The sequence below is a fragment of the Methylibium sp. genome, from assembly GCF_031393925.1.
In the GTDB taxonomy this organism is placed as follows: Bacteria; Pseudomonadota; Gammaproteobacteria; order Burkholderiales; family Burkholderiaceae_C; genus Methylibium.
The window spans coordinates 1-13266 of the sequence record NZ_JANMWL010000063.1 but is presented as its reverse complement, the minus strand read 5'-3'; the positions used below and the strand labels follow the sequence as shown (position 1 = coordinate 13266).

Sequence of the window (13266 nt, the reverse complement as noted above, 5' to 3'; positions counted from 1 at the left end):
TCATGTCCGGACATCCCGTTCTTCCTGCCGACCCGATCACACTGCCGCTGCTGCCGCTGCGTGACGTGGTGGTGTTCCCCCACATGGTGATCCCGCTGTTCGTCGGTCGGCCCAAGTCGATCAAAGCCCTCGAGGCGGCGATGGAAAACGGCCGCCAGATCATGCTGGTGGCGCAGAAAGCGGCCGGCAAGGACGAGCCCAAGGCCGACGATATGTTCGACATCGGTTGCGTCTCGAGCATCCTGCAGATGTTGAAGCTGCCCGACGGCACGGTAAAGGTCTTGGTCGAAGGCATGCAGCGCGCGACTACCGTGCGCATCGACGACAACGGCGAGCACTTCGTTGCCGAGGTCACGCCGCTGCCGCCCGAGCAGGGCCAGAGCCCGGAGGTCGAGGCGCTGCGCCGCGCCGTGACGCAGCAGTTCGACCAGTACGTCAAGCTCAACAAGAAGATCCCGCCGGAGATCCTGACCTCCATCGCCGGCATCGACGACGCCGGCCGCTTGGCCGACACCATCGCCGCGCACCTGCCGCTCAAGCTCGAGAACAAGCAGCAGATCCTCGACCTCGACTCGGTCACCGCGCGGCTCGAGAAGCTGCTCGAGCAGCTCGAACACGAGGTCGACATCCTGCAGGTCGAAAAGCGCATCCGTGGCCGCGTCAAGCGCCAGATGGAGAAGAGCCAGCGCGAGTACTACTTGAACGAGCAGGTCAAGGCGATCCAGAAAGAGTTGGGCGAAGGCGAAGAGGGCGCCGACCTCGAAGAACTCGAGAAGAAGATCGTCGCCGCCAAGATGCCCAAGGAGGCACGCAAGAAGGCCGACGGCGAGTTGAAGAAGCTCAAGCTCATGTCACCGATGTCGGCCGAAGCCACGGTGGTGCGCAACTATGTCGACACGCTCATCAGCCTGCCCTGGAGCAAGAAGACCAAGATCAAGCACGACCTTGTCAATGCCGAGGACGTGCTCAACGAAGACCACTACGGCCTCGACAAGGTCAAGGACCGCATCCTCGAGTACCTCGCGGTGCAGGCGCGCGTCGACAAGGTCAAGGCGCCGATCCTGTGCCTGGTCGGCCCGCCGGGCGTAGGCAAGACCTCGCTCGGCCAGAGCGTGGCGCGCGCCACCGGTCGCAAGTTCGTGCGCATGGCCCTGGGTGGGGTGCGCGACGAAGCCGAGATCCGCGGCCACCGGCGCACCTACATCGGCTCGATGCCGGGCAAGGTCTTGCAGAGCCTGGCCAAGGTGGGCACGAGAAACCCGCTGTTCCTTCTCGACGAGATCGACAAGCTCGGCATGGACTTCCGCGGCGACCCGTCGTCGGCGCTGCTCGAGGTGCTCGACCCGGAGCAGAACCACACCTTCGGTGACCACTACATCGAGGTCGACTTCGACCTGTCCGATGTGATGTTCATCGCTACCTCGAACTCGATGAACATCCCGCCGGCGCTGCTAGACCGGATGGAAGTGATCCGCCTGGCCGGCTACACCGAAGAGGAAAAACTCAACATCGCGCAGAAGTACTTGCTGCCCAAGCAGCGCAAGAACAACGGCGTAAAAGACGAGGAACTCGACATCACCGAAAGTGCGTTGCGCGGCATCATTCGTTATTACACGCGCGAAGCCGGCGTGCGCTCGCTCGAGCGCGAGATCTCCAAGATCTGCCGCAAGGTCGTCAAGGGCCTGTCGATGAAGAAATTCGAGGGCCAGATGGTGGTCGTCGAAGACAACCTCAACGATTTTCTTGGCGTGCGCAAGTTCGACTACGGTCGGGCTGAAAAGCAGGACCAGGTCGGGCAGGTGGTGGGTCTGGCCTGGACCGAAGTCGGCGGCGACCTGCTCACCATCGAGGCGGCGGTGATGCCGGGCAAGGGCAACATCATCCGCACCGGCTCGCTCGGCGATGTGATGAAAGAGTCGGTCGAGGCGGCTCGCTCGGTGGTGCGTTCGCGCTCGCGGCGCCTGGGCATCAAGGACGAGATGTTCGAAAAGCGCGACATCCACATCCACGTTCCCGATGGCGCCACACCCAAGGACGGCCCGAGCGCCGGTGCGGCGATGACGACCGCCTTCGTCTCGGCGCTCACCGGCATCCCGGTGCGACACGACGTGGCCATGACCGGCGAGATCACGCTGCGCGGCGAAGTCACGGCCATCGGCGGCTTGAAGGAAAAGCTGCTCGCGGCGCACCGCGGCGGCATCAAGACGGTGTTGATCCCCGAAGAGAACGTCAAGGACCTGCAAGAAATTCCCGAGAACGTAAAGAACCATCTCGAGATCGTGCCGGTCAAGTGGATCGACAAGGTGCTCGAGATCGCGCTCACGTCGATGCCGCAACCGATCCCCGAGGACGAGGTCAAGGCCGATGCACCGAAGCCCGAAACGACTGCCGCACCGGTCGTCGGGGAGGTTCTGAAGCACTGAATGCAGGGCAGCGTCCCGGCACCGGGCCGAGCGGTGCCACGCTGGGCGCCGGCATTGTCTCGACGCAGCGCCTTCGTCTATACTGCTCGGCTTGCAACGGCTGCGGCTGTTGGGGCTGTTTGAAGCGTCTTCAGAAGAAGACGCTTCAAGCCAATACGCGGGAGTAGCTCAGTTGGTAGAGCGCAACCTTGCCAAGGTTGAGGTCGCGAGTTCGAGTCTCGTCTCCCGCTCCACTTCAAAGGGAAGCAACGGCTTCCCTTTTTCGTATCGGTGGTGGGGTACCCACTCCAGCAATAACGGCGCGGTAGCAAAGCGGTTATGCAGCGGATTGCAAATCCGTCCAGGCCAGTTCGACTCTGGCCCGCGCCTCCAGACATGACAACGGCCTCCTCGGAAGCCGTTGTCATGTCTGGAGTGTCGTACTAGGCTCCTCGGTGACACGCGTGCCGCTTGGCGTCAGTTTGGTCAACCGCCTTCGCGCGCCGGGGCTCAGCGCGCTTCTCCGGTCCGCGTGTCGGCGCCCGCCGCCGCCGAGTCAACGGCTTGTGCCGGCGCCGCAGCCAGCGCTTCGCAATGTGCACTTCGTGGGGTCGGTAAAGCCTGACCCGGCCCGGCCTGCGCGCGAACGCGGGACCGGTCTGCCAGCGCCGGCAGATTGGGGCTCGCCTATGCATGCCGACTCGAGCAGCGCCTGCAGGCAAAGCAGCGCGGGCCGCCGAAGGGCTGTCGATGCGGTCAAGCGCTGGCTCACACCGCGAGCGAGAACGAGGCTGTCAATCGACTCACCACGGCTGCAACAGGCCATCGACGATGCGCACACGCTGCCCCACCCGCACGCCTTGGTCGGTCGGATAGGTAAAACTGCGCTGGCCGCCGTTGTCCATGCTCACTGTGTATTGCACGGTGTCGCCGGCATTTCGGCCTTTTTCGATCTGATGCCCGACCACCGCGCCGCCGATCGCGCCCGCAACCGTGGCTGCCTTGCGCCCGTCGCCGCTGCCGACCTGGTTGCCGAGCACGCCGCCCACCACGCCGCCTATCACGGTGCCGGCACCGATGCCGTCCCGACGGCCTTCGACCACTTCGACCGTGCGCACCGTACCGTATTCGACGCTCCGCGCTGAACGCGCCGGGTCGGCCGGCAGCGGGCTGCTCGCGCAACCGCCGAGCACCAGCACTGCAGTCAACAGCGCCGCCGCCGGCGTTCGATTGCCAATGTTTTGCCTGTTTGCCATCTCGACACTCAAGGGAAGTTTTCGTACCCATGAACGGCAAGCGTCGTGCCCGAGGCACTTGTCGCGTTTCGCCCGTGATTGCGTGATCGCCTGATCGCGCCCGATCGGGTATGCGGCTTGCGGCCGCCCGAAAGCGTTGCAACCCCTTTTTGATGGAGATCCTCATGAAGCAGGTAAAAGTCGATGACAACAAAGTTCAGGGCGAGGGCGATTACGACGCCGCACGAAACTATGACGAGGCCACGAGGGATTTCGTGAAGTCCGGCAAGGTCGAACAGGCAGCGCGCGATGCCGCACCGGCCAACGCGGCCGAGGCGGCAGAACTGGCGCGGGCTGAACAGGCCGGCAAATCGCGATCCAAGGGTGAATCGACCGGCAGCCCGACGGACGAGCCCGCCGGCGCGGGGCCCGAGGCTAGGCGGCCCTGACGGCGTGCGCCGCGAACAGCTGGTGCGCGACGGTTGTTGCGACGCATGACAAGTGCGTTCGCGTACCGCCGTGCGCGCGCGGCGGATGCAATCAGTTTCTAGGCGGACAGCCAGTCAACGCGCAGCGCCGGTGAGCCGCAGCGGATCCAGCAGCGTTGCAAGGCGCTCGCGGCCCAGGTCCGTCATCTCATCGGCCACGTCGAGAATCGGCCGCCCTTCACGGTACGCGCGCTTGGCGATCTCGGCCGAGCGGGCATAACCGATCAGCGGGTTGAGCGCGGTCGCCAGCACCGGGTTGCGCGAGAGCATCTCCGCCACCCGCGCGGAGTTGACAGTCAAGCCGGCCATCGCCTGGTCGGCCAGGGCACGGCTGGCATTGGCCAGCAGCACCAGGCTGTGAAGCAGGTTGCGTGCGATGAGCGGCAGCATCACGTTGAGCTCGAAGTTGCCCGAGGCGCCCGCCATCGCGATGGCCGCGTCGTTGCCGACCACTTGCACCGCGGCCATCGCCACCGCCTCCGGGATCACCGGGTTGACCTTGCCCGGCATGATCGACGAGCCCGGTTGCAGCGCCGGCAGCTCGATCTCGCCAAGCCCGGCGAGCGGCCCCGAATTCATCCAACGCAGGTCGTTGGCGATCTTCAGCAGCGCCACCGCGCAGCCGCGGAGTGCGCCCGAGAGGGCGACCGCGGTGTCCTGCGCGCCCATCGCCGCGAAGTAATCCTCGGCCGGCGCGAAGGCCAGGCCGGTCGCCGCGCTCAGCTCGGCATGAAAGTGCGCCGCGAAACCCTCGGGCGCATTGACACCGGTGCCCACTGCCGTGCCGCCCTGGGCAAGGCGCTGCAGCGCCGGCTGCAGCGCCACCAGCCGCGCGGCGGCCTGCTCGACCTGCGCGGCCCAGCCTCCCGCCACCTGGTCCAGCCGCACCGGCATGGCATCCATCAAGTGCGTGCGGCCGGTCTTCACCTCGCCGCGCAGGCCGGTGGCCTTGTCCCGCGTCACGCTCGCCAGGTGTGCCAGCGCGGGCAACAGTTCGCGCTCGAGCGTCAGCGCGGCGCTCACGTGAATGGCCGAGGGCAGCACGTCGTTGCTGCTCTGGCTGGCATTGACATGGTCGTTGGCGCTGACCGCCTCGCCGAGTCGGCGCGCCGCCAGCGTGGCCAGCACCTCGTTGGCGTTCATGTTGGTGCTGGTGCCCGAGCCAGTCTGGAACACGTCGACGGGAAAGTGCGACATCAGTCCGGGCGCTGTCAACAGCTCGTGGCAGGCCGCGCCGATGGCCGTGCCCACCGCGGCGGGCAGCGCACCGAGCTGTACGTTGGCGGCGGCGGCGGCGGCCTTGATCAAGAGCAGCGCGCGAATCAGCCGCTCGGGCATGGCCTCGCCGCCGATGCGAAAGTTGTCGAGCGCGCGCTGCGTCTGCGCGCCGTGCAGCGCATGCAGCGGCACGTTCACGCGGCCCATGCTGTCCGTTTCGGTGCGCCAGACCGGGCTTGTGTGCGCTTGTTCCATGCTGAGGTCGCCTCGGGTATGCCGATTGCCTTCGCTGGCAACAACATCTGCGGGGGAGCGCCTTGTTCGGTTTCTACAACCCATGGCTGTTCGGTCTCTCGATGAGCCTGGCGGCACTGGCTGCCGCAAGTTTCGCCATCGTGGCACAGCAAGCGCCGCGCCGGGGCGAGGGCGCTAGCGCCGATGCGTCGCGCTGGGACATTGCCGGTGCGCTGTCTATCGCGTGGGCCATCGCCGCCTGGCAGGCGGTGGGCAAAGGCGTGCCGCTGCAGTTGGCGGCGCCGCAGTCGCTGCGCCTGCTGCTTGGCGGCGCGGCGCTGTTCGTCGCCTTGCTGCTTGCGCTGCGCTTGCATCGACGCGGCGATATTGCCGGTCGCGTCGGCGCTGCGCTGCTCTTGCTCGGCGCCGCGCTGGCGCTGCCGCTGGCCGTCAATCTGGAGCGATTGACCGTCGGCGCCGATCTGGCGCCGAGCTGGTTGGCCGCCGCGGCCGCGTTGCCGCTGGCCTTTGCCGCCGTCGCGCTGCTGCCGCACCAGCGCGGCCGCGCGTTGCCCAACGCGGTGTCGGCGGCGCTGCTGTTCGCGGCATTCCTGGCGCTGCAGGCAGTGGGCAGCTGGCCGCCGCTGCAACCGGGCGCGATGGGCCTGGCGCCGAACGCGCCGCTGGGCGAGGTCGCCCAGGCTGTCGGCGTGGCCTTGACCCTGGCGGCGCTGGCGCTGCTGTTGCTGGCGCACCGCTGGAGCAGCGCGCGCCATGCGCGTCGGCGCGAGCTGCGCCTGGCGCGCGTGGAACATCGCCAGCGCCTGCTGGCCGGTGACAGCGCCCGGTTGTTGCGCGAGAACGCGCTGCGCGCCAACGAAGACGAGCAGTGCGCGCAGATGCTGCTGGCCGGCGCCAACGTCGGCTCGTTCGACTGGGACTTGGTGAGCGGCAGCGTGCGCTACGGCGGCGCCTGGGCGGCGATGCTCGGCTACGACGCGGCGCAGCTCGAGGCGCACCGCGACACCTGGATGCAGCGGTGCCATCCCGACGATCTGCCGCAGCTGCAGCGCCGCATCGAGGAGCACCTCGCCAGCGGGCGTCATCCGCTGGTCTGCGAGCTGCGCATGAAGACCGCGCGGCGTACCTGGCATTGGGTGCGCGTTCAAGCCGAGGGTGTCGAGCACGACGCCGAGGGTCGACCGCGCCGCCTCGTCGGCACACAGGTCGACATCGATGAGCACAAGCGTGTGCAGCAGGCCGCTGATCTCGACGGTGCGCTGTTCGGCGCCGGGCCGGTGCGCCGCATTGCCTTCGAGGCGGCGGCGCCGCAGCGTCTGCGCCACGGCTCCTGTGCCCTGCCCCTGCCGGTGCCGCCCTCGGCCGACCACGACGACGCGGGCGGCGACGATGCGCCGCTGGCCGCTGCAGGGCAGGCGCTGGCCGACTGGGTCCACGGCGAAGACCTGCCCGCGTTCGGCGCTGCCGCGGCGCGGGCCGCGGCAGCGCCCGGTCGGCCGCTTCACTGCGAGCTGCGCCTGGCCGATGCCGCGGGCGGCTGGCGCCGGGTGGTGCTGCATGCGCTGGTCGATCGCCATGCCGCCGACGAAAGCGAGCGCGGCCTGCTGCGCGGTTACCTGGTCGACATCGAGCGGCTTAAGCAAGCAGACACGCAGGCCGACACCCACGGCGACGATCTCGAGCGCCTGGTCGTGAAGATGAGCTCGACGCAGCGCTTTCTCGAAGTGCTGCAAGAGATGGCCGAGCAGCTGCAACTCTGCGAGAGCGTGGCGGCCGGCCGCGAGCTGATTGCGCGCGCCGGACCGGCGCTGTTTCCCGGCTGGAGCGGCGCGCTCGCCTTCATTGGCGCTGACGGGCTGCTCGCCTTGACCGCTCGCTGGGGCGAGGCCGGGCCGGTGGCCTCCTCCCGACTCGGCGGCGCCGATTGCTGGGCCTTGCGCCTGGGCCGCCTGCACCACGCCAGCGCCGACGCCGAAGGCCGCTCGCTCGCCCCAGTGTGCGGGCACCTCGGTGGCGGCAACGTCTTGCCCGAGGGTGTGACCCACACGCTGTGCGCGCCGCTGTCGCTGGGCAAGGAGCCCGCTGGCGCCTTGCAGCTCGCCATCCGCGAACCGCTCCCCGACGACGCGCTGCGCCAGGCCATCTGGGGCGCCGAAACGCTGGCCCATACCCTGCGCTTGTCGCTGGCCAACCTGAACCTGCGGGTGTCGCTGCGCGAGCAGGCGGTGCGCGACTGGATGACGGGCCTGTTCAACCGGCGCCATTTCGACGAGGTCTTGCAACAGGAACTACGGCGCGCGGCGCGTGGCGGCGACAACGTCGTGCTGGCGCTGTTCGACATCGACCACTTCAAGTCCTTCAACGACGCCTACGGCCATGAAGCCGGCGACGAGGTGATCCGCGCCGTGGGCCGCCAGTTGCAGGCCTTCGTGCGCTCCTACGACGTGGCCGCGCGCATCGGCGGCGAGGAACTCGCGGTGCTGCTGCCGCGCGCACACCTCGAGGAAACCTGCGCCCGCCTGGACGGCCTGCGCGAGCGCATCGCCGACCTGGCGCTCAGCTACGACGGCGTGGTGCTGCCGGCGATCACCGTGTCGATCGGCGTGGCCGACATCGAGCACGGCCCCGCGGGCAGCCTGCTGCAGCGCGCCGACACCGCCATGTACGCATCGAAGCACAACGGCCGCAACCAACTCACCTGCTGGAACCCGAGCCTGCCGACGGTGTCGGAGCTGGCCCTGCTCGACGAGGCGCGCGAGACGCAGACAACGGAAGCGCCGGCTGCTTGAGGGTTGTTTCTCTCCCTCTGAAGAGAGAAGAAAGGCAGGCCCGAAGGAACGAGTGGCAGGTCTTGCTCCCGCCACTGCGCCTTCACTCCACTCCGCTCGACTCGCTTCCCACCTTGTCGCTGGAGTACTCCTTCAGACGGTTGTAGAGCGTCTTCAGACTCACGCCCAGGACTGCGGCGGTGCGTTCCTTGTGGTTGCTGTAGTGGGCCAGCGTAGCGAGGATGAGTTGGCGCTCGGCGTCGGCCATCGAGCTGCCCAGGCGGATGGTGATCGACCTGCCGCTGTCGACCGCCGCCGCCGTCGGCGCTGCGGTCGCAGCCGTCGACGCCGACGCCGCCGACAACGCAGCTGCCGCCGTGCCGGGTGCGTCGCTCGGCAACCATTCGTCGGTGATCACGCTCTCAGCGGCCATGACGAAGGAGCGCTGCACCACGTTGCGCAACTCGCGCACGTTGCCCGGCCAGCGGTAGCTTGCCAGGCGCGCCAACGCGGCGGGCGAGAAGCGCTTGCTCTGCCCTTCCTTCTGGCACACGCCGGCCAGGAAGTGTTCGGCCAGCAGCGCAATGTCCTCGGTGCGTTCGCGCAGCGGCGGCAGGTGGATCGGGAACACGTTCAAGCGGTAGAGCAGGTCTTCGCGCAACCGGCCATCGGCCACCGCGTTGTCGGGCGGGCGGTTGGTGGCGGCGATGATGCGCACGTCGGCCTCTTGCGTGTGGGTGGAGCCCACGCGCATGAACAGGCCCGTCTCCAGCACGCGCAGCAGCTTGACCTGCAGGTCAAGCGGCATCTCGGTGATTTCGTCGAGGAACAGCGTGCCGCCGTGGGCACGTTCGAAGAAGCCCTGGTGCTGCCGGTCGGCGCCGGTGAAGCTGCCTTTTTCGTGGCCGAAAACCTCGCTTTCGATCAGGTTGGGCGAGATCGCGCCGCAGTTCACCGCCAGGAATGGCTGCTTGCGCCGACGCGAGAGGTCATGCACGGTGCGCGCCACCACTTCCTTGCCGGTGCCGCTCTCGCCGGTGACGAACACCGATACCGCCGTGCCGGCCACGCGCGAGATCTGTTCGTAGATGCGCTGCATCGGCGGCGAGCGGCCCCACAGGTGGCCGAAGTGCCCGGTCTTTTGCCATTCGGCATTGAGGTGCACCAGCTCGGCCTTGAGCGTCGAGGGCTTCATCACGCGCGACAAAATGCCCTGCAGCTGCTTGATGTTGACCGGCTTGATAAGGTAGTCGGCCGCACCCAGGCGCAGCGCCTGGATCGAGGTCTCCAGGCTCGCGTGGCCGGTGATCAGCACCACCTCGGAATGCGCGATCAGCTCCGGGTCTTCAAACAGCTCCATGCCGCTGCCGTCGGGCAGTTGCAGGTCGAGTAGCACGAGGTCGGGTTGTTGCAGCGCAATCTGGCGGCGTGCGTCGCGCAGGGTGCCGGCCGTGGCGACGGTGAAGTCCTCGGTGGCGATCAGCGCGGCCATCATCTGGGCGGCGTCGACGTCGTCTTCGACGATCAGCGCGTGGGACATGAGCGATCTTCCTTGCGAATGAATCGGGCGCTGTGGCGGTAGCGGGGAGGGTGATGCGACAACGCGGGTCCCGTTCCGGGTCGGTAAGGATATCGCGCGCACTGCGTTATTGCGGCCTGCCAGGCGGTGACCTTGAAACCGGGGGTGCCGCGGCACACCGATTGCCCAAGTGGCTGTGCGGGGCGCCTGTTCCGGCACCGGACGCAAAACCCTTTAACTACGTCTTCGGACAGGAGCGAAACATGATGAACCTGATCATCTGGTTGGTAGTCGGCGGTGTCATCGGCTGGGTCGCCAGCATGATCATGCGTACCGACGGACAGCAAGGCATTTTTCTGAACGTCGTCGTCGGCATTGTCGGCGCGGCACTCGCGGGCTGGTTCATTTCGCCGTTGCTCGGCACCCCCAGCATCAACTCGGGCTCGTTCAGCTTCGGCGCCTTGTTGGTGTCGCTGGTCGGCGCCGTCATCCTGCTGGCGATCGTGAACCTCGTTAGGCGGGGTAGCGCACGCTAAGTCGCCGGAACGCAGGCGCGCCTTCACGGGCGCCTGCGGCTTGCAGCAAGCTTTACCGAACCTCACAGAGACGACCATGGCCACCTACGACAACCCATTTCCCACTTCCTCCACCCCGAACGATCTCCCCTCGGCCGGCTTGCGCAGCGGCATGACGGGCACCGATCTCGACGGCAGCGTCGGCGCCAGCGCCGAGTCGACCGTCAACCGCGTCGTCAAGGGCGCGCATGACGTTGTCGATCGCCTGGCCGAGAAGGCCGCACCCGCGCTAGACGCAATGCACACGCATGCTGGCCAGTTGAATGCGCTGCAGGAAGAGTGGATGACCAGCGCCCGCACCACGGTGCGCGACCATCCGCTGGCTGCGCTCGGCGCTGCGGTGGTGTTCGGCATGCTGGTCGCCCGACTCGCACGTTGAGCATGGCGGTCGTGCAGCCTCCGGCCAGCGGCACCACCACGGCACCGCCGTGGCAGGTGTTGGGCGACTTGCTGCACGAGCTGCCTGGGCTGGTAAGCGACCGCGTCCACCTGCTCTCGCTCGAGATCAAGCGCGCCGGCATCGCGACGGCGCACATCGTCGCGCTCACCTTGGGCGCTGCGATCCTGCTGGCAACGGCCTGGCTCGCGCTGTGGGCCGGCGTGATCGTCGGCCTTATGCAAAACGGCGTGCATTGGGCCTGGGTATTCGGTGGCGTGCTGCTCGTCAATGGCGGCGCCGCGGCCTGGACGCTGCTGCGCGTCAAACAACTCGCACCCCTGCTGGGTTTGCCGGCCACGCTCAGACACCTGACGCTCGCGCGCGAACCGGCGCCGTCGTCGTCAGCGGGCGCGGCCTCGCTTGCGGCTGCGCCGGCATCCGTCGGGCAGAACGGTGCGTTCGCAGGCGTCAGCGCTACCGCCACCGCGCGGTCTTCCGAGGCCTCGGCCACCTCCGTCACGGCCGCTCATGGCTAACACCGTGCCCCGCAGCCTGAGCGCGCTCGACACCGCGATCAGCCGGGCCGAATCGGCCGTCGTCACGCGCGACACCCGCCTGCGCAGCCAGGTGCGCGACCTCCGCGTTGGCGTGCGCCAACGTGCCTCTCGCGCGCTGGCCATCGGCGGTGCCGCACTCGCCGCCGGCGCTTTGCTCGCCGTGCTGTTGGCGCGTGGCGAGGGCTCGAGGCGCACCGCACGGCTGGGCGCTGGTGTGCTCGCCCCCCTGGTCCGCGCACGTCGGGCTTTGGCGCGTGTGCCATGGGCGCGTGTGCTCCCCTTCGTGTGGCCGTTCGTGCCGCTGCGCCTGCGCTCGCGCGTGCCGCGCAGCATGGCGGCGCTGTTGCTCGGCTTGGGCCTGCCGGCGGCCATCGCCGGTCGTGGCGGTGCGTGCGCCAGCGAGCGCGACGCGCCGCGCACCGCGACCGGCTTCGATCTCGACCGCTACCTCGGCCACTGGCATGAAATAGCCCGCATGCCGCTGGCCGCCGAAGACCACTGTGCCGGCGACGTGAGCGCCACTTATTCGCGCGAGGGCACCAAGCTGCGCGTGCAGAACCGCTGCCTTCGCGACGACGGCAGCGAAGACATCGCCGAAGGCGTGGCCGTCGCCGCCGACCCGACGGATGGCGCCCGGCTCGAGCTGTGCTTCGCGCCGGCATGGCTGCGCTGGCTGCCGATGGTGTGGGCCGACTATTGGGTGCTGCACGTTGACGCCGACTACCGATGTGCCCTGGTGGGTACGCCCGACCGGCGGCATCTGTGGTTGCTCTCGCGCACGCCCGCGCTCGCCACCGCCGACCTGCAGCGCCTGCTCGACGAGGCGCGCCTGCGCGGCTATGACACCGCGCTGCTCGTGTCCACGCGGCCGCCCGGCATGTGAACGAGCTCGTCGCCCTGTTTGCCCTGGGTCTGGACCCGCTCGAGCTGGTGGTGCGGGGCACGGCGATTTATTGGTTCCTGTTCCTGCTGTTTCGCTTCGTGCTGCGCCGCGACGGCGGCGCCATGGGCATTGCCGACGTGCTGCTCGTGGTGCTGATCGCCGATGCGTCGCAAAACGCCATGGCCGGCACCTACCAGACGATCACCGACGGCGTCATCCTGGTGAGCACCATTGCCGGCTGGAACCACCTGCTCGACTGGGCTTCATTTCGCTTCCCCGCGGTGCGGCGTTTCGTCGAGCCCGCGCCGCTGGCGCTGGTGCGCAATGGCCGGTTGATGCGCTCCAACATGCGCCGCGAACTCGTCACGGTCGAGGAGCTGCAGTCCAAGCTGCGCGAGCATGGCTTGGAGCGCTTCGACCAGGTGAAGCTGGCCCTGATGGAAAGCGGTGGCGAGATCAGCGTGCTGCGCAAGGAAGCCTGACGCGGCCGCTCAACGCGGCGTGTTCGGCGAGCCGCCGGCCGGGCGGCTGAGGCCGCCGGTCATGGACTTGTCACGCCGGGTGGTAGACGACTCGTCATCGAGATCGCGCTCGGCGGTATCCGCGCCCGGGATCTGCTCGGTGGAGCGCGGGTTGCTGGAGCCTGCGCTGTCGTCGTCCGCGCCACCGGAGGGTTTGCTTTGGCCGCGCGGGTGCTGGGGTGGTGGATCCTTGGGCTGATCGCGGTCCTGGTTTATTCGTCGCTCCTGGGTGGATTTGAGGCGCGCTGCGAGCGCAACGCATGGCTGCACTGCAGCAACGCACGTGCCCGCGTTGTGGCCGTCGTTTGCATGCTCTTGCCGCAGCGCTTGCGGCAAGGGGAGCCTCAGGCGCGAAGTCTTGCGCACCGTGCGGGGCACGGCGATTTATTGGTTCCTGTTCCTGCTGTTTCGCTTCGTGCTGCGCCGCGACGGCGGCGCCATGGGCATTGCCGACGTGCTGCTCGTG

12 protein-coding genes and 2 tRNA genes are annotated in these 13266 nt (G+C 68.1%); 10 read left to right on the top strand and 4 right to left on the bottom strand.

From position 1 onward, the window contains the following. Positions 1–2 precede the first annotated feature (2 nt). The 3 genes from lon (at position 3) to RMO12_RS04190 (ending at position 2795) form a co-directional block, all read left to right on the top strand. On the top strand, positions 3–2423 hold the full coding sequence (gene lon, locus RMO12_RS04200) for an endopeptidase La (RefSeq protein WP_309638320.1): 2421 nt from the start codon (positions 3–5) through the stop codon (positions 2421–2423). A gap of 157 nt (positions 2424–2580) precedes the next feature. Continuing rightward, a tRNA-Gly gene (locus tag RMO12_RS04195) sits at positions 2581–2656 on the top strand. 65 nt (positions 2657–2721) lie between these two features. Further along, positions 2722–2795 (top strand) — tRNA-Cys (locus tag RMO12_RS04190). A gap of 410 nt (positions 2796–3205) precedes the next feature. On the opposite strand, the gene RMO12_RS04185 is transcribed toward RMO12_RS04190, so the two are convergent. Continuing rightward, entirely contained in the window at positions 3206–3601 is a 396-nt protein-coding gene (locus tag RMO12_RS04185; protein WP_309626254.1) for a glycine zipper 2TM domain-containing protein, read from the bottom strand. A 221-nt stretch (positions 3602–3822) separates the two neighbouring features. Here RMO12_RS04185 and RMO12_RS04180 point away from each other — a divergent pair, with 221 nt between their 5' ends. Then, the gene (locus RMO12_RS04180) at positions 3823–4086 is read left to right on the top strand and encodes a hypothetical protein (protein ID WP_309638319.1); all 264 of its coding nucleotides are present in this window, start codon (positions 3823–3825) and stop codon (positions 4084–4086) included. Between the two features lie 114 nt (positions 4087–4200). On the opposite strand, the gene RMO12_RS04175 is transcribed toward RMO12_RS04180, so the two are convergent. Then, the gene (locus tag RMO12_RS04175; RefSeq protein ID WP_309638318.1) at positions 4201–5598 is read right to left on the bottom strand and encodes a class II fumarate hydratase; all 1398 of its coding nucleotides are present in this window, start codon (positions 5596–5598) and stop codon (positions 4201–4203) included. A 62-nt stretch (positions 5599–5660) separates the two neighbouring features. Here RMO12_RS04175 and RMO12_RS04170 point away from each other — a divergent pair, with 62 nt between their 5' ends. Next, positions 5661–8387, top strand: a complete 2727-nt coding sequence (locus RMO12_RS04170; RefSeq protein WP_309638317.1) for a sensor domain-containing diguanylate cyclase — start codon at positions 5661–5663, stop codon at positions 8385–8387. An 82-nt stretch (positions 8388–8469) separates the two neighbouring features. Here RMO12_RS04170 and RMO12_RS04165 read toward each other — a convergent pair whose 3' ends face one another. Continuing rightward, on the bottom strand, positions 8470–9906 hold the full coding sequence (locus RMO12_RS04165; RefSeq protein WP_309638316.1) for a sigma-54 dependent transcriptional regulator: 1437 nt from the start codon (positions 9904–9906) through the stop codon (positions 8470–8472). A 245-nt stretch (positions 9907–10151) separates the two neighbouring features. Here RMO12_RS04165 and RMO12_RS04160 point away from each other — a divergent pair, with 245 nt between their 5' ends. The 5 genes from RMO12_RS04160 (at position 10152) to RMO12_RS04140 (ending at position 12761) form a co-directional block, all read left to right on the top strand. Continuing rightward, a complete protein-coding gene (locus RMO12_RS04160; RefSeq protein ID WP_309626019.1) occupies positions 10152–10421 on the top strand; it encodes a GlsB/YeaQ/YmgE family stress response membrane protein in 270 nt (89 codons plus the stop codon). A gap of 76 nt (positions 10422–10497) precedes the next feature. After that, positions 10498–10839, top strand: coding sequence for a hypothetical protein (locus tag RMO12_RS04155; RefSeq protein ID WP_309638315.1), 342 nt, complete (start codon positions 10498–10500; stop codon positions 10837–10839). A 2-nt stretch (positions 10840–10841) separates the two neighbouring features. Further along, entirely contained in the window at positions 10842–11375 is a 534-nt protein-coding gene (locus RMO12_RS04150; protein ID WP_309638314.1) for a phage holin family protein, read from the top strand. Then, entirely contained in the window at positions 11368–12279 is a 912-nt protein-coding gene (locus RMO12_RS04145; RefSeq protein ID WP_309638313.1) for a lipocalin family protein, read from the top strand. The genes RMO12_RS04150 and RMO12_RS04145 overlap by 8 nt, the downstream gene beginning before the upstream one ends. Further along, positions 12276–12761, top strand: coding sequence for a YetF domain-containing protein (locus tag RMO12_RS04140; protein ID WP_309638312.1), 486 nt, complete (start codon positions 12276–12278; stop codon positions 12759–12761). The genes RMO12_RS04145 and RMO12_RS04140 overlap by 4 nt, the downstream gene beginning before the upstream one ends. 9 nt (positions 12762–12770) lie before the next feature. Here the strand turns inward: RMO12_RS04140 and RMO12_RS04135 are convergent, their stop codons facing one another. Further along, on the bottom strand, positions 12771–13136 hold the full coding sequence (locus RMO12_RS04135) for a hypothetical protein (protein WP_309638311.1): 366 nt from the start codon (positions 13134–13136) through the stop codon (positions 12771–12773). Positions 13137–13266 lie beyond the last annotated feature (130 nt).